The 26,601-nt window shown below is 52.4% G+C and carries 28 protein-coding genes and 1 pseudogene; 23 read left to right on the top strand and 6 right to left on the bottom strand.

Annotated elements, in window-relative coordinates; all coding sequences use genetic code 11:
- Position 1 precedes the first annotated feature (1 nt).
- The 4 genes from CCE92_RS10735 to CCE92_RS10720 all read left to right on the top strand — a co-directional run bounded on the left by CCE92_RS10735 (position 2) and on the right by CCE92_RS10720 (position 2,778).
- Positions 2-451 (top strand): DUF2975 domain-containing protein, encoded by a 450-nt coding sequence (locus CCE92_RS10735; protein WP_338152470.1) that lies wholly within the window; start codon positions 2-4, stop codon positions 449-451.
- Between the two features lie 108 nt (positions 452-559).
- Positions 560-967 (top strand): GNAT family N-acetyltransferase, encoded by a 408-nt coding sequence (locus CCE92_RS10730; RefSeq protein ID WP_088007722.1) that lies wholly within the window; start codon positions 560-562, stop codon positions 965-967.
- Between the two features lie 243 nt (positions 968-1,210).
- On the top strand, positions 1,211-2,191 hold the full coding sequence (locus tag CCE92_RS10725) for a sigma-70 family RNA polymerase sigma factor (RefSeq protein ID WP_088007720.1): 981 nt from the start codon (positions 1,211-1,213) through the stop codon (positions 2,189-2,191).
- Between the two features lie 32 nt (positions 2,192-2,223).
- Positions 2,224-2,778 carry a DUF1697 domain-containing protein gene (locus CCE92_RS10720; RefSeq protein ID WP_088007718.1) on the top strand — a complete coding sequence of 185 codons (555 nt, stop codon included), beginning with the start codon at positions 2,224-2,226 and terminating at the stop codon, positions 2,776-2,778.
- A gap of 21 nt (positions 2,779-2,799) precedes the next feature.
- Here CCE92_RS10720 and CCE92_RS10715 read toward each other — a convergent pair whose 3' ends face one another.
- Positions 2,800-3,456 (bottom strand): class I SAM-dependent methyltransferase, encoded by a 657-nt coding sequence (locus CCE92_RS10715; protein ID WP_088007715.1) that lies wholly within the window; start codon positions 3,454-3,456, stop codon positions 2,800-2,802.
- A gap of 172 nt (positions 3,457-3,628) precedes the next feature.
- On the opposite strand from CCE92_RS10715, the gene CCE92_RS10710 reads away from it, so the two are divergent.
- Entirely contained in the window at positions 3,629-4,393 is a 765-nt protein-coding gene (locus tag CCE92_RS10710; RefSeq protein WP_088007713.1) for a hypothetical protein, read from the top strand.
- On the opposite strand, the gene CCE92_RS10705 is transcribed toward CCE92_RS10710, so the two are convergent.
- A complete protein-coding gene (locus CCE92_RS10705) occupies positions 4,390-5,151 on the bottom strand; it encodes an SDR family oxidoreductase (RefSeq protein ID WP_088007711.1) in 762 nt (253 codons plus the stop codon). The two genes, CCE92_RS10710 and CCE92_RS10705, sit on opposite strands and share 4 nt — an antisense overlap.
- 141 nt (positions 5,152-5,292) lie before the next feature.
- Between CCE92_RS10705 and CCE92_RS10700 the strand changes: the two genes are divergently transcribed.
- The 10 genes and pseudogenes from CCE92_RS10700 (at position 5,293) to CCE92_RS10650 (ending at position 16,178) form a co-directional block, all read left to right on the top strand.
- Positions 5,293-5,931, top strand: coding sequence for a TetR/AcrR family transcriptional regulator (locus CCE92_RS10700; protein ID WP_088007710.1), 639 nt, complete (start codon positions 5,293-5,295; stop codon positions 5,929-5,931).
- A gap of 13 nt (positions 5,932-5,944) precedes the next feature.
- Positions 5,945-6,637, top strand: a complete 693-nt coding sequence (locus CCE92_RS10695; RefSeq protein WP_088007709.1) for a DNA-3-methyladenine glycosylase family protein — start codon at positions 5,945-5,947, stop codon at positions 6,635-6,637.
- A 269-nt stretch (positions 6,638-6,906) separates the two neighbouring features.
- Complete coding sequence (locus tag CCE92_RS10690) at positions 6,907-7,449, top strand: hypothetical protein (protein ID WP_088007707.1); 543 nt, start codon at positions 6,907-6,909, stop codon at positions 7,447-7,449.
- A gap of 394 nt (positions 7,450-7,843) precedes the next feature.
- Complete coding sequence (locus tag CCE92_RS10685; RefSeq protein WP_088007745.1) at positions 7,844-9,004, top strand: MFS transporter; 1,161 nt, start codon at positions 7,844-7,846, stop codon at positions 9,002-9,004.
- Positions 9,005-9,118: 114 nt separating this feature from the next.
- Positions 9,119-10,446, top strand: a pseudogene (gene brnQ, locus CCE92_RS10680) (branched-chain amino acid transport system II carrier protein).
- Positions 10,447-10,751: 305 nt separating this feature from the next.
- Positions 10,752-12,479, top strand: a complete 1,728-nt coding sequence (locus CCE92_RS10670; protein WP_088007703.1) for a DNA/RNA non-specific endonuclease — start codon at positions 10,752-10,754, stop codon at positions 12,477-12,479.
- A 203-nt stretch (positions 12,480-12,682) separates the two neighbouring features.
- Positions 12,683-13,666, top strand: a complete 984-nt coding sequence (locus tag CCE92_RS10665) for a ring-cleaving dioxygenase (protein WP_088007702.1) — start codon at positions 12,683-12,685, stop codon at positions 13,664-13,666.
- 59 nt (positions 13,667-13,725) lie between these two features.
- Entirely contained in the window at positions 13,726-14,301 is a 576-nt protein-coding gene (locus CCE92_RS10660) for an NADPH-dependent FMN reductase (RefSeq protein ID WP_088007743.1), read from the top strand.
- Positions 14,302-14,567: 266 nt separating this feature from the next.
- Complete coding sequence (locus tag CCE92_RS10655) at positions 14,568-14,816, top strand: hypothetical protein (protein ID WP_088007700.1); 249 nt, start codon at positions 14,568-14,570, stop codon at positions 14,814-14,816.
- A 165-nt stretch (positions 14,817-14,981) separates the two neighbouring features.
- Complete coding sequence (locus tag CCE92_RS10650) at positions 14,982-16,178, top strand: aminotransferase-like domain-containing protein (protein WP_088007698.1); 1,197 nt, start codon at positions 14,982-14,984, stop codon at positions 16,176-16,178.
- A 56-nt stretch (positions 16,179-16,234) separates the two neighbouring features.
- Here the strand turns inward: CCE92_RS10650 and CCE92_RS10645 are convergent, their stop codons facing one another.
- On the bottom strand, positions 16,235-17,146 hold the full coding sequence (locus CCE92_RS10645; RefSeq protein ID WP_088007697.1) for a DMT family transporter: 912 nt from the start codon (positions 17,144-17,146) through the stop codon (positions 16,235-16,237).
- Positions 17,147-17,711: 565 nt separating this feature from the next.
- Positions 17,712-19,373 carry a DUF2207 domain-containing protein gene (locus tag CCE92_RS10635; protein ID WP_088007693.1) on the bottom strand — a complete coding sequence of 554 codons (1,662 nt, stop codon included), beginning with the start codon at positions 19,371-19,373 and terminating at the stop codon, positions 17,712-17,714.
- Between the two features lie 144 nt (positions 19,374-19,517).
- On the opposite strand from CCE92_RS10635, the gene CCE92_RS10630 reads away from it, so the two are divergent.
- The 8 genes from CCE92_RS10630 to arsC all read left to right on the top strand — a co-directional run bounded on the left by CCE92_RS10630 (position 19,518) and on the right by arsC (position 25,219).
- Complete coding sequence (locus tag CCE92_RS10630) at positions 19,518-19,862, top strand: PadR family transcriptional regulator (protein ID WP_088007691.1); 345 nt, start codon at positions 19,518-19,520, stop codon at positions 19,860-19,862.
- Positions 19,859-20,338 (top strand): hypothetical protein, encoded by a 480-nt coding sequence (locus CCE92_RS10625; protein WP_088007689.1) that lies wholly within the window; start codon positions 19,859-19,861, stop codon positions 20,336-20,338. The genes CCE92_RS10630 and CCE92_RS10625 overlap by 4 nt, the downstream gene beginning before the upstream one ends.
- A gap of 16 nt (positions 20,339-20,354) precedes the next feature.
- Complete coding sequence (locus CCE92_RS10620) at positions 20,355-20,648, top strand: DUF3784 domain-containing protein (protein WP_088007687.1); 294 nt, start codon at positions 20,355-20,357, stop codon at positions 20,646-20,648.
- 105 nt (positions 20,649-20,753) lie between these two features.
- Positions 20,754-21,725: a macro domain-containing protein gene (locus CCE92_RS10615; protein WP_088007685.1), complete on the top strand. Its 972-nt coding sequence runs from the start codon at positions 20,754-20,756 to the stop codon at positions 21,723-21,725.
- Positions 21,709-22,710 carry a DarT ssDNA thymidine ADP-ribosyltransferase family protein gene (locus CCE92_RS10610; protein WP_088007683.1) on the top strand — a complete coding sequence of 334 codons (1,002 nt, stop codon included), beginning with the start codon at positions 21,709-21,711 and terminating at the stop codon, positions 22,708-22,710. Before CCE92_RS10615 ends, CCE92_RS10610 begins: the two co-directional genes overlap by 17 nt.
- A gap of 389 nt (positions 22,711-23,099) precedes the next feature.
- On the top strand, positions 23,100-23,450 hold the full coding sequence (locus tag CCE92_RS10605) for an ArsR/SmtB family transcription factor (protein ID WP_088007681.1): 351 nt from the start codon (positions 23,100-23,102) through the stop codon (positions 23,448-23,450).
- A gap of 15 nt (positions 23,451-23,465) precedes the next feature.
- On the top strand, positions 23,466-24,764 hold the full coding sequence (locus tag CCE92_RS10600) for an arsenic transporter (protein WP_088007679.1): 1,299 nt from the start codon (positions 23,466-23,468) through the stop codon (positions 24,762-24,764).
- A gap of 35 nt (positions 24,765-24,799) precedes the next feature.
- Positions 24,800-25,219, top strand: a complete 420-nt coding sequence (gene arsC, locus CCE92_RS10595) for an arsenate reductase (thioredoxin) (RefSeq protein ID WP_088007677.1) — start codon at positions 24,800-24,802, stop codon at positions 25,217-25,219.
- A 108-nt stretch (positions 25,220-25,327) separates the two neighbouring features.
- Here the strand turns inward: arsC and CCE92_RS10590 are convergent, their stop codons facing one another.
- Positions 25,328-26,215, bottom strand: a complete 888-nt coding sequence (locus CCE92_RS10590) for a fructose bisphosphate aldolase (protein WP_088007676.1) — start codon at positions 26,213-26,215, stop codon at positions 25,328-25,330.
- A gap of 197 nt (positions 26,216-26,412) precedes the next feature.
- A partial coding sequence (locus tag CCE92_RS16125; RefSeq protein ID WP_206601399.1) for a hypothetical protein occupies positions 26,413-26,601 on the bottom strand: 189 nt, incomplete at its 5' end.

Below are 26,601 nucleotides of genomic sequence, written 5' to 3'. Positions count from 1 at the left end.
TGTGATATATCTTATTGGGCTTCCGGCGCTAGCAGTCTGTATTTACGGCTTTTCCCGATTTGATCCCAATTCCCGGTATTGGGCGCTCCCGGAGCTTGAGCCCATACAGTATCCGTTGCTGGTCGGCATGTATCTTGCGATGATTCCGTTTGTCATCGCGCTCATTCAGACGCTGAAGCTGCTCAACTATATTGATAAAAACGAGGCATTCTCGGAAGCGGCTGTCAACTCATTGAAGACGATCAAGTACTGCGCCGTCATCATCATCGGATTATTCATATTGGAATTGCCGGTCCTGTACCTGCTCACGGCAGTGGATGATACACCCGGCGTTTTGATTGGCATGGTCGTCATTTTCGCGTCACTTGTGATTGCTGTTTTTGCCGGGACGCTTCAGAAACTGCTGCATAACGCGATTGAACTGAAGTCCGAGAATGATTTAACCGTTTGAAGAAGGCTAAATTTATTTCCAGAATGAAAGCAAGTGGGAGCGCTGTCTCTTCAGCTTCCCTCTATTGGAATGAAACGAAATCCATAACGGACTGGAGCTGAAACCGCGATGACCACAATCCGGATTACCGCAGATTCACCTGCAGATTTTGGCGCCGTTCATGCGTTATACGAAGCGCTGGACTGGAATTCGCTTGGCTTAACAACCGCCGATTTGGAGCGGATGTGCCGCCAAAGCTGGCATGTGCTCTATGCTTATGAAGGGGATCGGCTGGTCGGGACGGGCCGGATCATCTCGGATGGGGTCATCACAGGCGTCATCTGCGGCGTCGGCGTGCATCCCGCTTTTCAGAAGCGGGGCATTGGAAAGCAGCTCATGCGCCGGCTGATCGACCAATGTGAATCGAACGGCGTCATCGCCCAATTGATGTGCGTCGAGTCGCTGGAATCGTACTATGAGACACTGGGCTTCAAAAAGTTTTCCATCGGCATGTACCGGGAGCCAAAAAACAGATGATCAGACAACCTGAAAAGGCAGTGTGCCGGCACTGTCTTTTTTTATTCTTTTTTGAAGGAGCTTTCCGATTGCTGGCGAATAGGAATAGAGTTTGGGTGAACAGGCCGCCTGTTTCAGTGAACAAAACTTGTATGTCGGCGAATAGACTCATTCCGCCCGGAAATTTAAGCTTTTTTACATCCGCATGACCGAAATCTTAATTGCCTGACGTCTGTAGTAAGGAGAGGGGCGGTAGAGAAGCGAATGGATGAAGAACTGATCAGGAAAGCGATAAACGGGCAGTATGATGCGTTTTCAGTGCTGGTCACGAAGTATTCGAACCTCGTCTATGGAGTGGCGCTCAGCAAGACGCGGGATATCCACCAGTCGGAAGACATTGCCCAGGAAGTGTTCGTGAAGGCGTGGACGAAACTGCCGGCGCTTCAGAAAGGCCAGAGTCTGCCGAACTGGCTCCTCGCGATCACGCGGAATCAATGTTTGGATTACTTTCGGAAAAAGGCGCGGCTGCAGGAAACAGCGGCTGATCGCGACATGCCCGAACCGGTGGGTGCCTCCCATGACTCAGTTGTAAAAGACTTGGTGTGGGAAGCGCTCGATGGCTTGGAAGAGAAGTACAGAATGGCGGTCATCTTGCGGTATCTGTCCGGCTATACGGCAAAAGAGGTCGGCGATTTGCTGCAGATCACTCAAAGTGCAGCGGAAAGCAGGCTGCGCCGGGCAAAAACCCAATTAAAAAAGGAGTTGCTGAATGAAATGGCGGATTCACGGATAGAGAACAAGCGAGTGGGCACTGAATTTACAGAAGAAGTCATGTGGCGGATTGTGCCGCGCATTGCCACGATCGAAATCCCAGTGTCAGATGTGAAACAGTCGGTTGAGTGGTACAGCCAGGTTCTGGGATTGAAAGCCGTGTACCAGGATGATCATTCAGCCATGCTGCATCTTCAGGGCGGAAGCCGCATCGGGGTGCCGACACTTTATTTGGTGGAGACGGAAGCGCCGACCCGGCTGCGTTTCGTGAATTCGCATACCGGCATCACCCACAGCGTCGTCGATTTCTATATCGGGGACTTGGAAAAGTTCCATGGATTTCTCAAAAGCCAAGGGGTCAAGGTGACAGACCTCAATTTGTTTCCCGGTTCGCCGCACGGCGGATTCGGTTTTGAAGATCCGGACGGCAACGCCTTGTCTGCGACGAATGTGACCCATTCCGGACAAGTATGACAACAGTCATCGGTAAAGAAAGGGGAGCGGCCATGGTCTATGTTGCCTTGCTCCGGGGCATCAATGTCGGGGGAAAGAATAAAATCGACATGAAAACGTTGAAGCGGGTGTTCGAGGAAGCCGGGATGCGGTCTGTGGTCACGTACATTAACTCTGGCAATATCGTTTTTGAAGCGGACGATGAACCGAAGATGGAGCTTATGGCTAAACTGGAGCAGGCGATCGCTGCCCAATTCGGCCTGTCGATCAATGTGCTTCTCGTCAATGCCGAGGAAATGGAAACGATCATGGAAGCAGTCCCTGAGTCGTGGACGAACGACGAGCGGATGAAAAGCGATGTCCTGTTCTTATGGGAAGAAGTCAATGAGGCTTCCGTAATGGAACAGCTCGCGATTAAACCGGGGATTGATACGGCGTACTATGTTCCAGGCGCCATTATCTGGTCGATCGACCGGCAAAATGCTGCGAAAGGTGCGATGGTGAAAATCATCGGTACAGATCTGTATAAACGGATCACCGTCAGAAACGTCAATACAGCCCGGAAGATTTATTCCTTCATGCAGGAAGCAAAAAGAAGTTCCCGGTAATTCGGGAACTTCTTTTTCGGTTCAGTTCACGACTCCGATCGCGAAGCCGTCATAGCCCTTGCCGCCGACGGTCTGAAGGACCGTCGCGTCGATCCGCGGGTCATCCGCCATCAGATCCGTGAATGTCCGGACAGCCGTTCCCATCTCGTCGTCCGCATCAAGTACGCGGCCGCCCCTGACTACATTATCACCGATAATGATCGTGCCCGGCTTGGCGTATGCCATGGCCCACTTGAAGTAATCTGGGTAAGCGTCTTTGTCCGCATCGATGAAAATCAGGTCGAACTCAGCGAAGCCCCTGTCTTTCAGCGTCGGCAATGTGTCGAGCGCCGCTCCTTCGATCACTTCGATTTTCGGGCTTAACCCTGCCATGTCGATGTTTTTCCGTGCGACCTCGGCATGCTTCGGGTTGAACTCGAGTGTGATGAGCCGCCCGTCATCAGGCAGCGCACGGCCGAACCAGATGGTGCTGTAGCCGCCGAGCGTCCCGATTTCCAAAATTGTCCGCGCATTCGCAAGTTTTGCCAGGAGGGACAGGAACCGGCCCTGATTCGGCGAGACGTCGATTTTCGGCAGTCCCGCTTCTTCGTTCGCTTCCAGTACGTTTTTCATCACCTCGTCATCCTGCTGGAATTTCTCGGCAAAATGGTCATCGACTTTCTTCCACAAATCCTTCATCTGCGGATCGTCTCCTCTCTTAACAGCCTGTATGATCAATTTCCTCCATTGTACCGCGCCGGCGTCGGAGGGTCTTGTGTTTTTCGGTCCCTGTAAAAGATTCATTCCCGGCCGCGGCGGGTATTTATGGAGGTAATGATTAATCACTGAATTTATAAGGATGAGGATCTATATGTTCGGACTTACAGACCTGCTGTCGCTGATTGTGTCGGCGTTCATCATCTGGCCGCTCGTCGTGTTCATACGGGAAAGCGGCTATTTGATTATGAGTGAGCTTGTCGGGGCGGAAAATCCGCGGCTCACAATCGGATCAGGCCCCCGATTTTTCAAGGTGGGCATTTTTGATTTCCGGAAGTATTACCATCTCCAAAGCTGGTTCTCGTATGATTCCTTGAAACGGAAAAGCAAATTTGCGTATGTCATGGTCTATGCGGGGCCGATCATCATTCTTCTCGCCGCTGCGCTGGTGATCAACGCCATGCTGGCCAATAACATGCTGCAGACGTTTCCGAAATTCTGGGACCGCTTCATGTTCTACGCGGTGTTTTATTTGCTGCTGGACACCATCCCGATGAAGACCGTGAATGGCATGCCGAACAATGGCATGATCATTTACGAAATGCTCCGGTACGGGAAACGCACCGACTACAACCACGAACCGTTCATTCCTGCTACAACAGAAGTAGAGGAGGAATACCAGGAAAAGGTGAAGGAAGTGGAGGAGAAAAAAGAAGAAGAAAAAGAGGAAGCTGCCGAAGGAAAAGGAGACAAGAACGAGGAAATGAAGGAAATCGAGGAAGAGAAACAGGATGAAAAACAAGAGCTGACAGAGGATAAAAATGAAAAGAAAGACGAAATCAAAAAAATCAGGAAGACTCCTGAACATGAACCTGACAGCCCCGGATCCTTTGGGACCGGGGCCATCGTTCATCTTTAAAACGCCGCTGTCCAGCCGGCATCCGCCGTAATGACCGTGCCGTTCACGAAGCTCGATTCATCGGAGGCGAGGAACAGCGCGACTTGCGCAATTTCCTCGGGCTGGCCGATGCGCGGGATGATGCCCTGGACGGGCTGCAGCCGGCTGGCGCCGAATTCATTGAAATTGCCGGCAGAGGAGGCGATGTTCGTTGCGACGCCGCCCGGCGCAATCGCGTTGCAGCGGATACCTTCCTTGGCGTACATGTACCCGGTGTTTTTGGTGAGGCCGACCACTGCATGTTTCGATGCCCCATAAGCCACGCCGGCATGCGCACCGTTCAGACCGCCAGTAGAAGCGGTATTGACGATGACGCCTTTTCCTTTTTCGAGGAAAATCGGGATCGCTCTGCGCATCGCCCGCATGACGCCTTTCGTGTTGACTTCGAAGATGCGGTCCCATTTCTCATCGCTGATGTCCGCGACGGGTTCGAAACTGTCCATGATGCCGGCATTGTTGACCAGGATATCCAGCGTGTCGTACTCATTCAGCGCCGTATCGATCATGCTGTCGATATCTTCCTGCTTGGCGACGTTCACCTGTACCGCCTTCGCCGTACCGCCGTTCTCGGAAATGCCCTTGGCGACGGCTTCCGCGCCTTCAAGGTTCATGTCGGCGATGACCACTTTGGCTCCTTCTTTCGCATACAGTTCAGCGATCGCTTTTCCCATTCCCGAAGCGGCACCTGTTACAATCGCGACTTTCCCTTCCAGTTTCATTAATAAAACCTCCTTCTTTTTAATGGACACTTGTATAATAAAAGTATATTCCTGCCGGGCAAACGCTTTCAATAAGCAAAAATCGGGAAAGTGTCTGCTAATGGACAATAAAAGAAAATTTGTTCAGTAAGAGGTGAGAAAGTGCGGGCTACCGATCTGCGCATCATCAAAACGAAATCGGCGCTGAAAGAAGCATTGACGAATTTGTTGAAGAAAAAGGCGCTGAATTCCATTTCCGTCACCGAAATCTGTCGGCTGGCGAACGTGAACCGCGGGACATTTTATTCGCATTACGGGCAAGTGGGAGACTTGTTCGAAGAGTTCTTCAGGGACCTTATGACCGATTTGACCGATTCCTACCTGGAACCGTACAAGCACGTGCAGATCCTCCAGACCGATGAACTGAACCCGGACACGATCCGGATTTTCCACCACATCGAAAAGAACAGCGAATTCTACAGGATCGTCTTTTCCGAGTCGGTTCCCATCTCTTATTATTATTTGCTGTTCCATCATGTGCAGGAGCTGATCAAAAACGACATGCATCTCCATGGAGAGACGGGTGTCGATGCCGCTATGCTGAGCGCGTATCAGGCCAATGCGATTCTCGGAGTGGTGATCGAGTGGAGCCGGCAGAATTTCCGGCAGAGTGCCGCCGAATTGAGCGGAATCCTTGTCCGTATCCTTAATTTCCAGTTCCGCGGGATGAAGGCGCGACCCGGAGACAATGGAAGCCCGGCTGGTCAGCCGGGCTTGTCCGGAACCGGTGAACACGAATGAAAGGGAGGCTGTTATGTATTTCCGTTACGATGATGAAGCAATCCGCTATTTGAAAGAACGGGATCCGCTGCTCGGCGAAGCGATCGACCGGATCGGACCGGTGAAGCGCGCGGTCGATCCGGATTTATTCGCATCGCTCGTCAACAGCATGATCGGCCAGCAGATTTCGTCGAAAGCACATGTGACGATCTGGAACCGGCTGGTCGGTATGCTGGGGGAAGTGACGCCGGAGAATGTGCTGGCGCATACTGATGAAGAACTCCAGGCGATCGGTGTTTCATTCCGGAAAGTGAGCTATATCAAAGGAGCGGCGGAAAAGATTGCGTCAGGTGAAGTTGATATTGAGGCGCTTCATGCACTGTCGGATGAAGAGCTGTGCCGTGAGCTGTCCGAACTGAAAGGGATCGGCCAGTGGACGGCTGAAATGCTCATGCTGTTCTCGATGGAGCGGCCGGACATCCTGAGTTACGGTGATCTCGCGATTGTCCGGGGACTCCGTATGCTGTACCGCCACCGGAAAATCACGCCGGAGCTTTACCGGAAGTATAAGCGCCGCTACTCGCCGTATGCGAGTGTCGCCAGTTTGTATTTGTGGGAGATTGCCGGCGGCGCGCTGCCGGAACTGACGGATCCCGCGCCGATGACGGAAGCCGAAAAGAAGAAGCGGGCGAAGGCGAGACGGGCGGCTCCCCGGAAAAAGAGCTGATCACTGGGAAAAGACGAACTGGGTAGGAGGTGGGCTGAGCGATGGAGCAGCCGCCCTGCCTGCTGAAAAGAGGATTGAAAATAATCTGGAGCAGCTGCCGGGCTGCTCTTCTTTTTTTGGCAAGAAGACCATTACGGCGGAATTTCAAGTTGATTTCAAATCAGTTAAATCGAAGGTACTGAGGATTATCCTGATATTGGTCGAGGTAAATGTATAATGAAACATCACAAAAACAAGGGATTTATATGATTCCAAAGGAGGATGAGGACATGAAAAAATCAATTCTGACATTCACAGCACCGGCTTTAGTGGTAGGCTTAGCACTTGCACCATCTGCCAGCGCGGACGCCCCGAACGCGAATGCATCAGCGCAGGCGAAGGCTCAGGTGAGTGCGAATGCGGATAAAGTGAAAGTGAACGCGGGCATCACAAACCGTATCGATGCAGTTGAAGACCGGCTTGTCGATGTAAATGCCGAGCTGGAACTTGTCGCAAACATCCTTGCTGACACCGAAACACTGACGGCCGAGCAGGCGGTCCTGTATCAGAAAACGCTGGACGGGCTTCTAAACCGCGTGGGCGCTTCTGAGAACCAGCTGAACGCCGTCATTAACAAAGTGGGCAGCGATTTGCCGGAAGTGGCGGATGCGAGCGCGTTCATCGCTACAACAACTCAGGAAATCCTTGAAGTCCAGTCATTACTGGATGGAATTGAGATAACGGTGGATCCGGAACTGGATGAAGTGATCGATGAAACAGCAGATCCTGCCGAAGATGTCATTGAAGTGATCGATGATGTCACCGCAGAATAAATGATCATGAAGTGAATTTGTTCATGGAATAACGGAAAATCAATACTTCAACCTGTGTTAATCGGGATACTCTTAACAGGGTGTTCCTTCAGACTGCAGCCAGACTCAGTACCATGAAGTTTGGCTGCGGTCTTTTTCGTTTTTCTGATTAAGCGCTGGCTGCTCATGGCTGGCGGGAATGCTTCCTCTAGGCGGCTCAAGTTCTCTTCTAATAGCATGATGGCGGTTTTGGCGATTCGGTTAAGGGTTCGGACAGCCGGCAGCTTCTTCCGGGGGAAATTGCCGGCTGTCCGCCTTGAGTGTAATCGGTCGGTTTTCGGTATCCCGTTGTCGTTCCGGGAAAACCCGGATAGAATGGAAGCAACGCCTCATAGAGAAAGCAGGATTTATGATTATGAAGAAAGCCATTTACCTATTAATGTCGGTCCAGTTCTTTGTATATCTCGGGTTCGGCATCATCATACCGGTTCTGCCGGAAGTCATCGTCCAGGAAGGGTACGCGGACATCCATGTGGGCGGGCTGATCACGATTTATGCGCTCGCTTCGTTTTTCACGGCACCGCTGTGGGGGAGACTCTCGGACCGCACAGGGCGCAAGCGGCTGATTCTCGTCGGACTGGCGGGGTTCAGCCTGAGTTTTTTCCTGTTCTCGCTTTTTCTCGACAGCTTGTTCCTGCTGTACGTCTCGCGTGTGGTCGGCGGCCTGTTCTCGGGTGCGCTGTATACGGCGGTGACCGGATATGTGGCTGATATCACGACTGATGAAGAACGCAATAAGTACATGGGACTGCTCGGCATGGCGATCGGCCTCGGCTTCATCTTCGGTCCGGCGATCGGCGGGCTCCTCGGTTCCATTTCGCTTTCCCTGCCGTTCACGGCTTCGGCCGTCCTGGTTTTATTGCTGCTCGTGTACGCCGCAGCCATGCTGAAGGAACCAGTGCGGCAAGGAGAGGCAGTCAAGCGGCAGCTGCTGCCGGAAGGGGGTGCGGCCCTCTGGAAATACCGGATCGCTTACCTGTTCCTGCTGTCCTTCATGGTGACATTCCTCTTGGCGGGCCTCGAAGCGACGTTCCAGCTGTTCCAGATCGATCAGATCGCTATCACGCCGCTCGAACTCGGCTATTTGTTCATCGCGAGCGGTCTCGTGGATGCCGCCATCCAGGGCGGTGTAGTAAGGCGGATCAAAGACGGAACTGAGACGAAATGGATCAGCGCGGCGCAGGTAGTCACAGCCATCGGCCTGTTCCTGCTGCCGTTCACGACCGGACTCTTTTTCGCGGGCATCGCGCTCAGCGTCTTTACGGCGGGCAATGCGCTGGCGAGGACAGCGCTTGTTTCCCTGACGACGAAGGAGTCGGGCGGAAGGTACGGAACAGCCGCGGGCATGACTTATTCGATGGATAATTTAGGCCGCATCATCGGCCCGCTGTTCTTCACGTGGCTGCTGACGATCCAGTCGGGAGAAATCTATTTTTTCTCCGGTATCCTCGCGCTGCTGAGCATCGGCCTGATCGTCCTGTTCAGAGAATCGTCCAAAGTCCATGCAACCGGATAGACGGGCAGGAGGCTGCCCGTCTTTTTGCTTTTTTTCCGAAAAGGTCAGCACGGAAAAGATGAAATGGCTTATAATAAGGAATTGCCTGAAGAATTAACCCTTAAGGAGATATTTATGTCTACCAACAAGCTGTCATTCAGTGAATTGCTGACGGTGGGACTGATGCTGTTCGCCCTGTTTCTCGGCGCTGGAAACATCATATTCCCTCCGCTTCTCGGCCAAGGGCCGGAGAGAACTTGATTCCGTCGATTGTCGGATTTCTGCTGACCGGCGTCGGCCTGCCGCTTCTCGGCATTCTTGCGATCGCCAGGACAGGCGGGGATCTGCAGACGCTCACCAATCGGGTCGGGCCGGTATTCGGCCTCGTCTTCACGGTGGTGCTCTATTTAGTGATCGGCCCGCTGTTCGCCATCCCGAGAACGGCGACTGTATCCTATGAAATCGGCATTTTTCCGTTTCTCGGAGACGCGGCGTCCGGCACATGGCTTCCGCTCGCTCTCTGGTCGCTGTTCTTTTTTGCAGTGACGGTCCTGCTATCCTTGAACCCGACAAAGCTCGTGGACCGGATCGGCAAATGGCTGACACCGATTTTATTGATCGTCATTGGGCTCTTAGCCGTGAAAAGCATGGTGACGCCTATGGGACCGGTTACACAGCCGATTGGCGAGTATGCGGCCGAGCCCTTTTTCAGAAGCTTCCTGGAAGGCTATTTGACGATGGATACACTGGCGGCGCTCGTGTTCGGCATCGTCGTCATCCAGGCACTCCGCTCCAAAGGCGTCCGGGAACCGAAAGAAGTCCTGAAAGCGGCTTCGTTCGCAGGAATTGTGGCGGCAATCGGACTTTCCATTGTTTACTTTTCGCTCAGCTATATCGGCGCATCGAGTGTTGAAGTCATCGGCCATCAGGATAACGGCGGAGCGGTCCTGGCACTGTCCGCCGGCATTCTTTACGGCGAGTTCGGCCAAGTGATCCTGGCGCTGGCGATCACGTTCGCCTGCCTGACAACTTCCATCGGGCTCGTCACTTCAGCCGCTCAGTATTTTAATCACATTCTGCCGCGTGTTTCATACGTCGGTTATGTGCTCATTTTTTCAGGATTCAGCGCCTTCGTATCCAACATCGGCCTTACGCAGCTCATTGCGTTCTCACTTCCCGTGCTGCTGGCGATTTATCCGATTGCGATCGTCCTGATTCTGCTGTCGTTCGCTGGAGACCTGTTCGGCCATCATCCGGCGGTGTACAAATCGGCGTTATTCCTGACAGGAATCATCGGCATCTTCGATGGCCTGCGGGCAGCTGGCATCGAATTCGGCCCGGCGGATTCCCTTCTTGGCATGCTGCCGCTTTACGAACAGGGAATCGGGTGGTTCGTGCCGGCTATCGCGACCGCTGTTGTTGCCGCATTGCTGGTCCGCATACGTCCTGCACTGACGGATTAAACCTTTACGGGACTTGCTGATTTTTAAGCCGGCTGCCGCTCAGTTGAAAGCGGTTGCATTGGCGGGACTCGAACGGACGGCCCCTTCAGGCGGATTACAGGTCGTTGAAGAAGAAAAAATGGGAAAGAGTCCCGGATCGAAAACACTTGGAAAGACGGCGCCTGCTGGCACCGTCTTTTCTTATTCTTGGCAGACCGTCCGAAAGGCTGCTGAAAAAAACCTTAATTTAATAAAACAAGAACGCATGTTCTATGTTATGATGGGAATTGACAGATAACTGCCGACTGGCGAGGGAGGTCCGAAAGATGAGAGAGTCCAAAGTGAAACGGATTGAACAGCAGGCGCTGCTCCGGTACCGGCAGCTGGAATCGGCCGAACGGAACGGAGAAAACAAGGCTGACGGTGAGAAGCTGGAGCAGATGCGGATCCGGAGCAGTGTCCTGGACGCCTACGACCGGCTGGCGGTGGAGCGGATCATCCATGACAGTGACTTGCTGCCGGTCGCTTATTTGCAGGCGGGTGTCGATGCGGGCCGGTCTGTCTGCCGGATTGTCCTGATGAATGGACAAGGGGAGATCCAAGGCTATGGCACCGGTTTTCTGATTTCCCCTTCATTGATCATGACAAACAATCATGTGCTGGAAACAGCGGAAGACGCGCTTTACGCGATAGCGGAATTCAATTTCGAGGACGACACCGATTTCCGGCCGAAGGAAACCGTCAGTTTCCGGTTTGCACCGGATCAATTGTTCATCACAGACGAGCCGCTTGATTTTACGGTCATAGCTGTACAGGATACGTCGTCAAGCGGCCGGCAGCTCGCCGATTTCGGGTACTTGCCGCTTTTGTCACCGGCCGGCAAAGTGCTGGAAGGGGAGTATGTCTCGATCATCCAGCATCCGAAAGGCGGGCCGAAAGCGGTGACTCTCCGGGAAAACGAAGTGCGGTTCCTGTCGCCTGACTTTATTCATTATGTCAGCGATACGGAACCGGGTTCATCGGGTTCTCCGGTGTTCAATGACCAGTGGGTCGTTGTCGCGCTCCATCATGCGGGTGTGCCGGATCCCGATGACCCGCTGGCCTTCATCGCCAACGAAGGGATCCGCATCAGTGCGATTCTCCGCTATCTTCGGCGCCATGCTGGCGGCCATCCGCTGCTTGGGCGGGTGCTGGAAGACGCGGATCCGGATGCAGACGCCGTATGGGAGGCCGGTTCGCTCGGTGAGGAATGGTATGAAGGGGTATCGGGTTATGACCCGTCTTTTCTCGGTGCGGAAGTTCCGCTCCCAAGGCTGCCGGAATCATTGGCTGCGGATATCGCGCGGCCGGAAGACGGCAGTGACGTGCTCGACTATGCCCATTTTTCCATCATGATGAGTAAGGAAAGACGGCTCGCTTATTTCACGGCGGTCAATATCGACGGGAATCAGCTTGTACAGGTGAGACGCGGAAATGACGAATGGTTTTTCGACCCGCGCATCCCGGAGGAATTCCAGTCGGGACCGGAATTGTACGCCCGCAATGAACTCGACAGGGGCCACTTGACGCGCCGGCAGGACCCGAACTGGGGGATCGATGCGGTAAAGGCGAACGCGCACACTTTCCATTTCACCAACTGCGCGCCGCAGCATAAAAATCTCAATCAAAAAGCATGGCTGCAGCTTGAAGATTACATTTTGGAGAACGCGGAAACACACGGACTGAAGGCGAGCGTCTTCACCGGTCCGGTCTTCCGGGAAGACGACCGGCTTTACAGGGATGAATTCAGGATTCCGGCCGAGTTTTGGAAAATCGCTGCCGTCATGAAACAGGACGGGGAATTATCCGCCACTGCCTATCTGCTTTCGCAGCGGGATATGCTCGGGAATCTCGAATTCACAGACGGCCGCTTCCGGACGTACCAAGTTCCGATTACGGAAATCGCTGCGCTGACTAGACTGGATTTCAGCCGGCTGATCCCATACGATCCGCTCACCGGAGCCGGGTCGGGGACAGGCCGCTTAGTCCTCAGCAGGGAGGATCTCCGGCTTTGATTGGTTTGCCGTGCCGGAACTCGTTCCGGCACGGCCATTCATTGACAAAACAACGAGCTCAAAGCGTTGACTGGCTGAACGGGCTATGTTAATATTCTTAATGTGAGATAAACAAATTCGAGATATTAAAGGCGATTTCGGCGGGAGCCGTTTTATTTTTAAATATTTATCTCGAATTAAAGATATTTTTGTGAGGTGATGAAATGGAAGGGATCAAAGGCATTCACCACGTCACGGCCATTACGAGCAGCGCAGAGAAGAATTATGAATTTTTTACGTTCGTGCTCGGCATGCGGCTGGTGAAGAAGACGGTCAACCAGGATGATATCCAGACGTATCACCTGTTCTTTGCGGACGACGAAGGCGCTGCGGGGACCGATATGACATTTTTCGATTTCCCCGGAATTCCGAAAGGGTCGCACGGGACGGACGAAATTTACAGGACCGCATTCCGCGTACCGGATGATGCCGCGCTGGAGTACTGGCTGAAACGGTTTGCCAAGTATGGAGTGAAAAACAAGGGGATCAAGGACGTGTTCGGCCGGAAAACCATTCCATTCACGGATTTCGACGATCAGCAGTATATGCTGATTTCCGATGAAGGCAATGAAGGCGTCGCCCCGGGCACCCCATGGCAAAACGGACCGGTGCCGCTCGAGTTCGCCATCACCGGCCTCGGCCCGCTCCATATCCGGGTCTCCCGATTCGAACCATTCAAGGAAGTGATCGAAGAAGTGATGGGCATGAGAGAAATCGCCCAGGACGGTTCTCTTCATTTATTCGAATTCGGCGAAGGCGGGAACGGCGCACGGGTCATCGTCGAATACAATGCGGTATTGCCCTCGGGCCGCCAGGGATTCGGAACCGTCCATCACGCGGCGTTCCGCGTGTCGGATACGGACGTCCTTAAGGACTGGATCCGGCACATGCAGCAGTCCGGGTTCCGCACTTCCGGCTATGTCGACCGCTTTTTCTTTGAATCTCTGTACGCCCGCGTCGCACCGGGCATCCTCTTCGAGTGGGCGACGGACGGACCGGGATTCATGGGGGATGAACCTTATGAAACGGTAGGGGAACGCCTTTCCCTCCCGCCTTTCCTCGAGCCTGAACGGCAGCGGATCGAGCAGCTGGTGCGGCCGATCGATACAGTGCGCAGCACAAGAACCATTGAAAAGGAGTATTTGTGAAAATGAATATCCGCCAATTTTTCGGAGGAAAAACCACTACGAAGCAGGAGGAATCGAACATGACAAAACTGAACATCGGCATCATTCTGGGATCCACACGTGAAGGGCGCCTCAGCCCGCAAGTCGGCCAATGGGTGAAAGAAGTCGCGGATCAGCGCGGCGATGCGAACTATACGGTGATCGATATCGCGGACTACAAGCTGCCTTTATTGGGTGAGCCGGACGGCGACGCGTCGGGCGCAGCGGCATGGTCGGAAGTGATCGCCAAACAGGACGGCTTCGTCTTCATCGTCCAGGAGTACAACCACTCCATCACAGGCGCGCTGAAAAACGCGCTCGATTACTTGCGCGATGAATGGAACAACAAAGCGGCCGGTATCGTATCGTATGGCTCGGTCGGCGGCGCGCGTGCGGCGGAGCACCTCCGCGGCATTCTCGGCGAGCTGCTTGTGGCCGATGTCCGTGTACATCCGGCACTGTCGCTGTTCACGGATTTCAAGGACATGTCGGAATTCAAACCGGCGGACGTGCAGGCGGATTCTGTCGGTCAAATGCTCGATCAGCTCGTCGATTGGTCCGCTGCGTTGAAAACCGTACCGGCCCGTCAGGAAAAGGAAGCGGCCGGCGTCCGGTAACGCCATTCCTAATAAGAAGCCGAACCCGTATGGGCACTGGAAACGGTGCCCGTACGGGTTTTTTTGTTGGGATAGTTTTATTGATTTTCGGTTGAACGTGCGCGATTTCAATCTTTCGCCCCATGAGAGCTGTAGGACGAAATGTATATTTATACTAAATGGAGGAATAATAGTTGTATGTACAGGAACTATCTGACATAATAAAATTCATAAGAAATCTGAAAAGTCAGGCTATTATACTGCATAAATCCGAAGGAGGAACCGACATGAGCAGAATCAGCAGCATGACGAACCGCTTGCTCATTGAACAGGATTACAACGTCATTTGCATTTCCAACGGCTCCGACGGCGGGCTTGTCATCGAAGAACATTGCCTGACGCGTGATACGGAAGATGGTGCAAGTTTATTCGTGTTCAGTGAGAAAGAGAAACAGGCGCTCCTGGAATACCTCATCACCGATGCACTGTCACCTGCGAAATCGAGCGGCCGGCTCCTTCAGCAAGTCCAGCGCTGAGACCCGGCTGGCAGCGGTTCGGACGGTCCCGCAGATACCCGGCATATATAGAAGAGAATGAAATGGCGCCCAAAGTCCGGGGGCCATTTCGTTTTGGCCGGCGGGAATGGTAAAATACCTTATACCGGCCGTTCCGGACTGCACCTTGAAAGGAGAATGACCGCGATGGAACCGAACATCCCGTTTTCGAATGATATTCAGACTGTTTTCACCCATGATCCCCCCGGACAGTGGCTGTCCAAGCTCCCGGCCGGCTGTATCCGGTTGAATTCCGGCTATCCGGCACCGTCTCTTGTGCCGTCCCAAGAACTGAAGGCTGCCGCGGCCCGTCTGCTGGATGAAGAAGGGGACAAGCCGCTCCAATATATCGGCAGTCCGCGGACGCCTGCGCTGGCGGCATACATACAAACGAGAATGGCGGAGCGGGACATGGCGGTTCCCGGTGACGAGCTGCTGGTGACATCGGGCGCCTGCCAGGCGATCGATCTGGCGGCCCGTGTTTTATTGGACAAAGAGGCTGTCGTGGCGATCGAGTCGCCCACATATATGGAAGCCCTTGAAATTTTCCAGAACTACACAGAACAGTTCGTCACCGTGCCGGTCGACGAATACGGCATGCGGACGGACATGCTGGAACAGCAGCTGGCAGAACGGCGAAGGGACGGGCGTCCGCTCCCGCGGATCCTTTACACCATCCCGACTTTCCAGAATCCGACCGGGACGACGCTGTCAGCGGAACGCCGCCAGCACATTCTTGCACTTGCGGCGGAGTACGACTTCCTCGTCGTGGAAGACGACGCGTACGGCGAACTCGCTTTCGGGGATACGCCGGCCACACTGAAAGCGATGGATTCGGCGAACCGGGTATTCTACATCGGTTCGTTATCAAAAACCGTGGCGCCGGGCATGCGGATCGGCTGGGTGGCGGCGCCGGAGTCCGCCATCACCGTCATGTCCTGGCTGAAAAAAGACCTCGGACATCCGTTCGGCCAGGCGCTGATGGCGGCTTACCTGGAAACCGCCGCATTCGGAGACCGGGTCCGGCGGTTAAGTGATGCCTATCACTCGAAACGCGATGCCATGCTCGCCGCGCTGGCAGCCCATTTGCCGGAATCGGCGTCCTGGTATGTGCCGGAAGGCGGCTATTTCGTATGGGTGAACATCCCGGGAATCGATGCGGCAAAGCTGCTGCCGGAAGCAATGGAAGCGGGCGTGGCCTTCGTGCCCGGCCAGTACTTTTTCCTGGACCGGGAATCGGGCGCCGGCTGCCTCCGGCTGTCGTTCAGCTATGAAAGCGAGGAACAGATCGCTGAAGGGATCCGGATTCTCGGAGCAGCCGTGACGAAGGCGCTGGGGAAATAAAACAGGAAAACAAAAACCGCACTTCCGGAAACCCGGGGTGCGGTTTTTGCCATCCGTTACGCGTGCGATTCGACCTGTTTCCTGGCACCGGTCCTGCGTCTCCATCCTAAAGCGTTTACGAGGAGCACGCCGCTGATGGCGATGACGCCTCCGAATAAGGAAAGTCCTGTCGGCAGCTCGTGCAGCCACAGCCAGGCGGCTACGATCGCCACAGCCGGTTCCAGATAAATCAGGCTGGAGACAGAGCTGGCGCTTGCGGATGACAGCGCGGACGCCCATGTCACATAGGCGACTGCTGCGGGAAAGAGGCCGACATAGACGGTTGCGGCATGAGCTTCCAATGTCGCGTTCCCCAACGCGTCCAGCAGGCCGGGTGAAAAGATGAGGAATGGCAGCGTGCCGGCCCACGTGAAATAGGCGGTCAATTCAATGGCTGTGTACCGGGTGAGCAGCGGCTTCTGGAACACAAAAAAGACGGATGCGGCGCAGGCGGCCATCAGGACGAGCAGCGCACCGCCGGTCAGGGTGAGGGAAGCTCCCTCCGCACCGAGGGCGATAAGCGAAATGCCGGCAAATCCGATGCCCATTCCGAGCCAGCCCGGGCGGGTCAGCCGCTCTTTTAAGACCGCCGCTGCAATCAAGGCGGTGAAGATCGGACCCGAACCGACGAGCATGCCGGCAGTGCCCGCTGAAACGGTCTCCATACCGAACGTGACAAAGATGTGGTAAATACTGATTCCTGTGAATCCGAGCAGCAGGATCCGCAGCATATCGCTTCTGTGCGGAAGGCGGAACTTCGTGCCCGGCCATGCCGCATAAACGGCGAACAGCGCCGAAGCGACGAGGAAACGGACAAGGACGTTGTGCCCCGCATCGTAACCGCCCTGCAGGCTCACGCGGATCGCTGCAAATGAAGAGCCCCAGATCAGGACGGAAAAAAGTGCGAATGAAAACGCTTTGGCATTCAAGTGATCGCCTCCAAAATAAAACAGACAGCCTCTATTATAGGCCTTTCAAAAGAAAATGTCTCTAGCCCGCTTCGGTCATGCAGCTGTCCGGCCAGCCGTTTAATTTGGGCAGTCGGTCAAGAACGGCGGAACTTGGGAATCCGAGGAAAAGAAGGATTTTACAAATAGAAGGAGAATATTGATATTAAAGGGAATCAAAAGCGGAATAAGATCCCCTTGACCCATTCACCTGAAAAGGAGCGGATCATGTATGCAGGACTATATCCTATTCTATTGCAAAGGTGTAAACAGGCACTGTACCGCGCGGATTAAAGCTGGAAGTATTCGGGATGCGACGACATTGGCCGTAACACGACTGAATGATATGACTGCAGCCGACCCTTTGAAAACAGAGCACGGTTTCATCAGCATCAAGCCGCTGGACAGACTGGAAGAATGGAAATGACCAGGGAGTACATAAGCCGCTGCGGATTGCGGCGACGGACATAAGAAACAAGCCATCACCGGGAGCGTCCCGGTGATGGCTTGTTTCGCTTCCTGAAGCAAGATGAAAAATCCGGGTCTGTTAAAACGCTCCTGAACCGCCGCCTCCACCCCCGACACCGCCCCCGGAGATGGCTGAACCGCCTGCGGCTGATGCGGTGCTCGTGTTCGCGGTGACAAACGCTGTCACTAGGAACGGAGTGTAGTAGATCGGGTCGATTCCATTCAAATCGAGCCGGTTGCCGGCAGCCATGAAGCTTTTCGCTTGTTTGCCTCCTGTTCCGCCCCCGATTCCGATGACGTATAGGAATCCCCGGAGCTTATCATCCGCCGGGAGCTGTTTCAGCTGGTCAGGGGTTAGGCTGTCCAGCGTTTCTTCAAGCTGTCTCCATTGCTGTCTGACGGCATGGCCATCCACTGTGAGCGGCTTGTAAAAAACCGCATATGCGAAAGCGGCGCCGGCCAGCAGCAGCGAGAAAAACAGGAATGGCAGCAATTCATACCAGCCGAAGACACCGATCATGACACTGAACACCAAGCCGAGGACCACGGCCATCCAGCGTAAGCCGCTTTTCTGTTCAGTAAAGCCGTGCAGTTTTACTTCCTCATCGACGAGGCGGTTCCATTCGGCGATCTCACCGCTGTACGAGCCGTGATTCAGTTCATTCTTCGTGTAGGCTTCCAAATCGGCCAGAGCGAAAAAGCGGCCGTCGCCGATTTTATCAAACAGCAGGCCGATCAGCACAGCTTCATGCGGATGGTCCGTGTCCCGGCTGATGAGTTCGAACCGGTCTTCAGTCAGCTGCTTCACGCGTCTTTTTCGGACGAGGTCGAGCAGGGCAGCTGCCGTTCCGTTCGGTGAAGGAAAGCCGATTTTCGTAAAATGAATAGTCGCTGGCATACTCACTGTCTGTTCCGGCACGATGCTTTTGCTGGAGTGTGCCGCTGCCGAGCGTTTTTTGCGCCGCATGCCGAAGTAACCGCTCGCGAAGAGACCGGCCAGAATCAGTCCTGCTGCAGCCATAACGATGCTTCCCGCCGTCTTCACGGTCTCTTGATTTTGTATGAACACCGCTGCATCTTCTGCAAGACGGTCTTGTTCCGCTCTCAAGTCATCGCGTATCGTGCCGGATTGTGCCGCGACAGCGGGGAACAGCTCTGGCTCATAAACGACACGGATATCCCCGTTTTCACCTTCCGGCACATCACCGAGCTCGAATACGATCTCGCCATCTTCTGTCGCGCTGCCTGTACCGTAGGCTTCATCGTAACCGACAAATAAAGGATTTTCCGCGGGCACCGGCGGACTGACAGTGATCGTAACGTCGCCGTAATCACTTTCGTTCCGTTCATCGAAAAACGGCCAGTAAAATTGAGCGCCGTCTTCGAATTTTTCAATACCGTCCGTAATTGTATATTGGAGCTCGACCGTAATCGTCTCGTCGTTCCCTTGGCGGTGTACTTTATAGATGCCTTCTTCATGTTCCGTCCGGAGCGGCCTGCCATTTTCGTAAGCGGTGAAATCCGTGATCGAACTTCCTTCTTTCGGAATGATTTCCCGAGTGATTCCGTTGAAATCCCCTTCGAATGCATACGTATGCGTTTCGCGGACATCGACGCTGCCGTCTTCATTCAGCTGCGCTTCGATCGCCACTTCTGGAATTCTGAATTCGACGGCTGCGGCATGAACCGGCAGCAGGAGCAACATCAGCAAAAGTGCCGGAAGGATTTTCTTCAGTCCCATTTCGATCACCTCTTGTCTTACTTTACGACGACAGTTAGTGAAAGGTTTCAAAAATGAGAAAATGCATGTCTCCAATGAACATACTATATCTCATTGAAATATAGTGTCATTTATTGTAAAATGAGAGAAAGAAGGAAGCGGTGAATGATGGGCGATAAGTGGCTGTTCCAATTGAAGAAGGGAAGCTTCGAACTTGCGGTCCTGCTGCTGCTCAAATCGAAGCCGATGTATGGATATGAGATTACGAAAAAATTGCAGGAGACAGGTGAACTGTCGCTCGGCGGCAGTGCAATTTATCCGGTCTTGAAGCGGCTGCATGTCAATGACTTCATCGATTACTACTGGGCCGATTCAGAAAATGGACCACAGAAGAAATATTATTTTATTACGGATGCTGGCCGTAAAGCACTCAAAAACCGGATGGAGACGTACCGGAACTTTTACGGGGCGCTATCGTCACTCGACGAAAGCGGAGGTGAGGAGACATGAAGCGGAATGTATATGAAACATATATACTAGCAGTCGAACAGGAGTCGGATGGATATTCTATTAATAGTGCGGAGTTTGAGGAACTGAAAGCCCATATCCACGCATTTCTGGAGGAGCACGACCGGGAAGGGAAATCTGGACAGGAATTGAAAGCCGAACTGTATCGCGAATTCGGGAATCCGGCGGAACTCGCACAGAACCTTGCCGGTGACAATAAGAGAAGCAAGCTTTCTTTGCCGCTGACCGCAGCATTGCTTGCCGCCGGAGTGGCTGCTGTTTCACCGTACACCTACGCGCCGATCGGACTTTATATGCTTTTCATCTCTTCTTATATGATGATTACGAAAAAACCGTTCGCGCTCGCTTATTACCGGAAGAATCCGCATAAGGTGAACAACCACGGTTTCTTGTGGAGTTACAGTTTCCTGATTTTTGCACTCGGCCTGTTTCTGCTTTCCCTTGAGTGGCAGCGGTAATTGAAAGGGTGGTTCGATGGCATTTGATGTTGACGTTAACTTAATTGTGATTTCCTTTCTTTTTTTCTTCTGCGCATATTTTGTTGGGATCCGCAAACAGACATGGGTCCTGTCCGGCTTCAATCAGGCTCGTGTGCGGGACAAGGACCGGCTGGCGAAAATCGCCGGTTTCTTCCTTCTGAACAGCGGCCTGTTCATGCTGCTGAACGGACTTATCCATATCCCGTATCAGGATTCCTTTCTGGCTCCGGTGATTCTCGCCTATGGTGTCGGCACGATTCTGTATGTGAATAAGAAACTAGTAGAATGACTCAGATCGGTAAATTAGAAGCGTTACATTAAGGAAACTTTAAGTTAGAACTGATTAAGAGTTAAGCTTATAATTATACCTAAACTGGAATGGCGGTGAAGAAAAATGATTACCTATGTCAAAAAAGATCTCTTCGAGAGTCCTGCTCAAGTATTAGTTAATACAGTTAATACTGTAGGTGTCATGGGAAAAGGGATCGCGAAAAGATTTAAAGAGATTTACCCGGACATGTTCGAGCAGTATAGAGATTTATGCGAGAAAAATTTATTTAATACTGGACAATTATGGATTTATAAAACCCCTCACAAGTGGATTCTTAACTTTCCTACTAAACAACACTGGAAATCACCATCGAAGATAGAATATATTGAGGCAGGATTAAAGAAATTTGTGGAGACATATGAAGAAAAAGGAATTACTTCAATATCATTTCCTTTGCTTGGCTGTGGAAATGGAGGGTTGGATTGGGAGCAAGAGGTAAAGCCATTGATGGAAAAGTACTTAAGACCACTACCTATTGAAATCTACATTCATTTATCTGATAAAAGTGTAAGTCCCGAACACAAGCGAACAAAGGAAATTAAAGAATGGCTCCAATCAATGCCACAAGTTTTGAGTTTTAATGAAGTATGGGAAGATGTATTGGCTTTAATCACTAAAAGGGAGACAGTTAAATACAATAACAAAAATTGGAGAGTAATAGTCATTAATCTTGAGAAGGAAGAACAGAACTTTTTTCCTGAAGTTGAATCGAATGATGATATCAGTGCAATTCCTACCATAGCATTTTCAAGTGAATCTAAGGAGTATTTTGTGACCAAGTTGCAATTAGCAGGATTCTGGCGCTTTCTTAGAAAGAATGGATTTGCAAGTTTACAAGACTTACCGGAAGGTTTAACAAACGTAAGTGGTCTTGTTTTGAGTCTGTTCAATCAATTAGATTACGTCGAAACGGTTGCTATTTCCCATTCTTATAGAACCGAGACAGATTTTACTAACGGGATTCGGCTAATACCCCAACCGTTCAATCGTTTGAAACTGGGCAAGGAGGAAGACTTCTATGAACTTAAAAAGTAACTCGGAGCATTTTGAAGAACTAATCGACCAGTTAATTTCAGGAGCGATTGATACCGGTCTTCCGCCAATCAAACGAAAATTGATTCCTAGATTTGTCTATCACTTTACAGATTTACAAAATGCGGTCTCGGTGCTTCAATCAGGCTTCATATATTCGAGGAAGACAGCTGAAGAACTAGGGGTTATGAAAGTGGATAACGCCAGTTCGGAAGTAATTAATCATACAAATGAAAATTGGAAGAACTATGTAAGATTCTATTTCAGACCTAAAACACCAACACAATACAGGAACGAGGGAATAAGAGGATCCACAACTCTAAGCAGTTTAAATGCTCATTGCCCAGTTCCTGTTTTCTTGTTGTTTGATATCAAAGAAATGTTAACGAGAAGCGATACTCAATTCTCCTACGGTAACTTGGCTGTAGAAGATCAGTCTTTTAGCAGATCAGAAGATTTTGCGCGAATGCCCTTCAAATCTATTTACCATGAAGGCAGCTACAATACCGAAACTGAGGGACACATCAAAATTCATAGGCATGCAGAATTAATAGTCCCAGAAAAATGTTCATTAGAAAGTCTTAAGTTTATTGTCGTCAGGAGCTCTGCAGAGAAGGAAACTTTTTTAAATACATTAGATAGAGATACCAGAAAAAAATATAAAGATATCGTAATGATAGATTCTCGTAACAATTTCTATTATGGAAATTGGACTTTCGTAGAAGAAGTTCACTTATCTAAAAATGAAATTGTTCTTTCAATAAATAAAGGAGAGGGAAGAGACAAATTCAAAACTTCCCTGCGAGTTCTGGAAAAAAGTTCAGGCCAAATTTATCGAGTAGATGAAGATAGGTATATGCCCGAGCATGCTATTACATATAATCTTAACCAATTAAATGATAGTTCTTCATATGAAGTGAAACTATACTTAGACGACCATCTAGCATATCATGGAATTTTCTTAGAAAAGGATGTCTTACCTTTTTGAAAAGCTTTAGTCTTCGAGGTTTAAGTATGAGCGAATCTCGAGGTCATTTTTTAGTTTTTTGCTGAAAGAATTACTTATCTCTATATCCAAAGTGAATGTAATTTTGATTTTATTTCGGTGGTGCTGAAAAGCAATATTCTATTCAAGTCAGATAAGGAGATACTGCTCCAGCTGGGTCTGGAAGAAAGAGCGGTCCGCGCCACTCCTGCGGAAAAACGGATGGCCAAGACCCCGGAGGCCGCTTGCGGTCGAGGAGGCTTGACCGTTCGTCCGCGGAAAGGGCGCGGGCAGCGCTCTTCTGTCGAAAAAGGGACAAGGTCCTTGAATCGTGTTGTTTATATTAGCATATGCTGATATAGTGATCAGTGGAAACAAAGGGGTGGAACTGTATGGAAACTCAAGCGACACAGCTTGAACTGGAAAAAGCCGCATCGGTCCTGAAACTGCTCGGCGATAAGACCCGGCTGTCGATGGTGAAGCTTTTGGAGAAGAACGACTGCTGCGTCTGTGAATTCGTGGCAATTTTCGATATCAGCCAGTCCGCGATCAGCCAGCATCTCCGGAAACTGAAAGACCTCGGAGTCGTGAAAGAAAAACGCAAAGGGCAATGGATCTTTTATTCGCTCAATAGAGAAAGCGAATTGTATGCGCTGGTGGAGAACATCCTCAGGTTCGTTCCTGATCAGGATGAACGCATCAGCGAGCTGGAGAAACAGGGACTTCGGATTTCCTGTGAATAATCGGAGGGTCAGTCAGTGGGTTTAGTCATCGCAGCATCCATTATTTTCATCGTAACACTAATTTTCGTCATCTGGCAGCCGAGAGGGCTGTCGATCGGCTGGCCGGCGATGGGCGGGGCGGTTCTCGCCCTTATCGCGGGCGTCATCGACCTGAATGATGTCATCACGGTCGCCGATATCGTCTGGAACGCGACGTTCGCGTTCGTCGCCATCATCCTGATCTCGCTCATCCTGGATGAGATCGGCTTCTTCGAATGGGCGGCTTTACATATGGCGCGCCTCGCCAAAGGGAACGGCGTGCGCATGTTCGTGCTGGTCACGCTGCTCGGCGCGGTCGTCGCAGCGCTGTTCGCCAACGACGGTGCGGCGCTCATCCTGACGCCGATCGTCCTCGCGATGGTGCGGGCGCTCGACTTCAAAGAGCGGATGGTCTTCCCGTTCATCATGGCGAGCGGCTTCATCGCCGATACGACCTCGCTGCCGCTCGTCGTCAGTAACCTCGTCAACATCGTGTCGGCGGATTACTTCGGCATCGGTTTCGCCGAGTACGCCTCGCGCATGATCGTGCCGAACTTCTTCGCGCTCGGCGCCAGCCTCCTCGTGCTGTACTTGTACTTCCGGAAAGACATCCCGGCGAGTTACGATCTCAGCCAGCTGAAGAAGCCGAAGGAAGCCATAAAAGACATGCGGATGTTCCGGCTGTCGTGGGCGGTCCTCGCCGTCCTCCTCGCCGGCTACTTCCTGAGCGAACCGCTCGGCATCCCGGTGTCGTTCGTCGCCGGTGCCGTCGCGGTCTTCTTCCTGCTTATGGCGCGGAGAAGCCATGCGGTGGAGACGATGGCGGTCGTCAAAGGCGCACCGTGGGCGGTCGTGTTCTTCTCAATCGGCATGTATGTCGTCGTCTACGGCCTGCGCAACGTCGGACTGACCGATGTGCTGGCGCGGGTCATCGAAGCGGCGGCTGGAGAAGGGATGTTCGTCGCGACCATTTCGATGGGATTCATCGCGGCTTTCCTGTCTTCCATCATGAACAACATGCCGACCGTCATGATCGATGCGCTCGCCATCACTGATTCCGGCGTGACAGGTCCGGTAAAAGAAGCGCTCATCTACGCCAACGTCATCGGCTCGGACCTCGGCCCGAAAATCACGCCGATCGGCTCACTCGCCACCCTCCTGTGGCTGCACGTCCTGGCGCAGAAAGGCATCAAAATCTCGTGGGGCTACTACTTCAAAATCGGCATCCTGCTGACGATTCCGACTCTGTTCATCACACTTGTCGGCCTTTATCTGTGGCTCCTGCTGATTCTGTAAAACCGGTTTTATTCAATAAAAAAGGAGAGGTTCCGATGGATAAAAAGACAATCTACTTCCTGTGCACCGGCAACTCCTGCCGCAGCCAGATGGCGGAAGGCTGGGGGAAAGAGATCCTCGGCGACGAATGGCAGGTGCTGAGTGCGGGCATTGAAGCGCACGGCCTGAACCCGAAAGCGGTGAAGGCGATGGCGGAAGCCGGCATCGACATTTCCGGCCAGTCATCGGACATCATCGATATCGATATCCTGAATAACGCGGATTTCGCTGTCACGCTCTGCGGTGATGCGGCGGATAAGTGTCCGGTGACACCGCCTTCTGTGAAGCGCGACCATTGGGGCTTCCCGGATCCGGCAAAAGCGGAAGGCACCGAGGAAGAGAAATGGGAAGTGTTCCGGGAAGTCCGCGACGGCATCGGCGAGCGGATCAGACGGTTCAAGGAAACTGGGGAGTAACTGAAAAAGGACCGCCGAGCCTCATCGCAGCGGCGGAGCCGGGATTTTGTGCCGGCAATAAAAAGAAGCGTTTCCTGACTTGCAGGAAACGCCTCTTTTTTTATTCGCTTACGTCCGTGAAGCTTCAGCGATCTGTTCGACAGAGTTGCGGAGCGTCTCGTTGAACTCCTCGTCCGACTGGTGGTCGTTGAGGCCTTCGGACAGCGCCCGCGAGAAGCTGGCGATCAGGCCGTTGTTGGCGCGGAGCTTGTCGTTCGCCTCCTCGCGCGAGTATCCGCCGGAAAGAGCGACAACCCGGACAACGCGCGGATGCTCGATCAGCTCTTTGTAGAAGTTGTCTTCCGTCGGAATCGACAGTTTCAGCATGACGTTCTGGTCTTCATTCAGCCCATCGAGATGGCGGCGCAAGTCGTCGCGCAAAATGGCTTCGGATTGTGCTTTGTCCGCGCTGTTGATGTCGACTTCGGGCTCGATGATCGGCACGAGGCCGGCTTCGAGAATCTGCTTGGCGAGTGCGAACTGCTGATCGACGACATCCTCGATTCCTTCGCGGCTCGCTTTTTTGATGACCGACCGCATTTTCGTCCCGAAAATGTTCCGGTCTTTTGCCCGCTTCAGCAGTTCATCCAGGCCCGGAATCGCCTTCATGAGCTGGACACCATTCTCTTCATCCGCGAGTCCTTTGTCGATTTTCAGGAACGGCACGACGCCTTTTTCTTCCCACAGGTAATCGGCCGTGTACTTGCCTTCGATCTTCCGGTCCATCGTCTGTTCGAACAGGATGGCGCCGATGATGTTGTCGGAATTGAAAGCGGGGGATGTAATGATGCGCGTCCGCATTTTATGGACAAGGTCGAACATTTCCTCATCCGTCTGATAGGAAGCCTCGGATACGCCATACAGCGCCAGGGCTTTCGGCGTGCTGCCGCCACTTTGGTCCAGCGCTGCAATAAACCCTTTTCCATTCTTGACCGTATCGAACTGTTTCTGATTCATTCTCTCAGCTCCTTCGATAATTTTATGGTGAAAATTAAACATAAGGAAAGCCTTTCACTGACCAGTTTACCAGTTTCCGGTTTTCCCCTGCAAAAATCAAGCTGAACCACATGCCCGAACTCGGGCAGACATGGATTGTATTCCCGTTTGCAGGGGAATCCATGCACAGCGAAAGGAAATATTGCGGATGGATTTAATTAAAGAAGAAATCCGGCTGTGAAAACGAGCGTTTGGCTGCAGAACATCCAAATTAAAGAGTTAGATCGCGTTGCAGAGTCGAAATAGGGCGCTGCAGAGTCGAAATAGGACGCTGCAGAGTCGAAATAGGGGGTTGCAGAGTCGAAATGCGGCAATGCAGAGTCGAAATAGCGTGCTGCAGAGTCGAA

It is taken from the genome of Indiicoccus explosivorum (assembly GCF_002167005.1).
Lineage (GTDB): Bacteria > Bacillota > Bacilli > Bacillales_A > Planococcaceae > Indiicoccus > Indiicoccus explosivorum.
The sequence above is the reverse complement of the archived record's forward strand: the minus strand, read 5'-3'. Positions and strand labels throughout refer to the sequence as shown.

Excerpts from the sequence above, each read along its gene's own strand:
- CCE92_RS10730 (WP_088007722.1), top strand. The coding sequence starts at position 560 with ATGACCACAATCCGGATTACCGCAGATTCACCTGCAGATTTTGGCGCC.
- CCE92_RS10725 (WP_088007720.1), top strand. The coding sequence starts at position 1,211 with ATGGATGAAGAACTGATCAGGAAAGCGATAAACGGGCAGTATGATGCG.
- CCE92_RS10720 (WP_088007718.1), top strand. The coding sequence starts at position 2,224 with ATGGTCTATGTTGCCTTGCTCCGGGGCATCAATGTCGGGGGAAAGAAT.
- CCE92_RS10715 (WP_088007715.1), bottom strand. The coding sequence starts at position 3,456 with ATGAAGGATTTGTGGAAGAAAGTCGATGACCATTTTGCCGAGAAATTC.
- CCE92_RS10710 (WP_088007713.1), top strand. The coding sequence starts at position 3,629 with ATGTTCGGACTTACAGACCTGCTGTCGCTGATTGTGTCGGCGTTCATC.
- CCE92_RS10705 (WP_088007711.1), bottom strand. The coding sequence starts at position 5,151 with ATGAAACTGGAAGGGAAAGTCGCGATTGTAACAGGTGCCGCTTCGGGA.
- CCE92_RS10695 (WP_088007709.1), top strand. The coding sequence starts at position 5,945 with ATGTATTTCCGTTACGATGATGAAGCAATCCGCTATTTGAAAGAACGG.
- CCE92_RS10690 (WP_088007707.1), top strand. The coding sequence starts at position 6,907 with ATGAAAAAATCAATTCTGACATTCACAGCACCGGCTTTAGTGGTAGGC.
- CCE92_RS10685 (WP_088007745.1), top strand. The coding sequence starts at position 7,844 with ATGAAGAAAGCCATTTACCTATTAATGTCGGTCCAGTTCTTTGTATAT.
- CCE92_RS10670 (WP_088007703.1), top strand. The coding sequence starts at position 10,752 with ATGAGAGAGTCCAAAGTGAAACGGATTGAACAGCAGGCGCTGCTCCGG.
- CCE92_RS10665 (WP_088007702.1), top strand. The coding sequence starts at position 12,683 with ATGGAAGGGATCAAAGGCATTCACCACGTCACGGCCATTACGAGCAGC.
- CCE92_RS10660 (WP_088007743.1), top strand. The coding sequence starts at position 13,726 with ATGACAAAACTGAACATCGGCATCATTCTGGGATCCACACGTGAAGGG.
- CCE92_RS10655 (WP_088007700.1), top strand. The coding sequence starts at position 14,568 with ATGAGCAGAATCAGCAGCATGACGAACCGCTTGCTCATTGAACAGGAT.
- CCE92_RS10650 (WP_088007698.1), top strand. The coding sequence starts at position 14,982 with ATGGAACCGAACATCCCGTTTTCGAATGATATTCAGACTGTTTTCACC.
- CCE92_RS10635 (WP_088007693.1), bottom strand. The coding sequence starts at position 19,373 with ATGGGACTGAAGAAAATCCTTCCGGCACTTTTGCTGATGTTGCTCCTG.
- CCE92_RS10630 (WP_088007691.1), top strand. The coding sequence starts at position 19,518 with ATGATGGGCGATAAGTGGCTGTTCCAATTGAAGAAGGGAAGCTTCGAA.
- CCE92_RS10625 (WP_088007689.1), top strand. The coding sequence starts at position 19,859 with ATGAAGCGGAATGTATATGAAACATATATACTAGCAGTCGAACAGGAG.
- CCE92_RS10620 (WP_088007687.1), top strand. The coding sequence starts at position 20,355 with ATGGCATTTGATGTTGACGTTAACTTAATTGTGATTTCCTTTCTTTTT.
- CCE92_RS10615 (WP_088007685.1), top strand. The coding sequence starts at position 20,754 with ATGATTACCTATGTCAAAAAAGATCTCTTCGAGAGTCCTGCTCAAGTA.
- CCE92_RS10610 (WP_088007683.1), top strand. The coding sequence starts at position 21,709 with ATGAACTTAAAAAGTAACTCGGAGCATTTTGAAGAACTAATCGACCAG.
- CCE92_RS10605 (WP_088007681.1), top strand. The coding sequence starts at position 23,100 with ATGGAAACTCAAGCGACACAGCTTGAACTGGAAAAAGCCGCATCGGTC.
- arsC (WP_088007677.1), top strand. The coding sequence starts at position 24,800 with ATGGATAAAAAGACAATCTACTTCCTGTGCACCGGCAACTCCTGCCGC.
- CCE92_RS10590 (WP_088007676.1), bottom strand. The coding sequence starts at position 26,215 with ATGAATCAGAAACAGTTCGATACGGTCAAGAATGGAAAAGGGTTTATT.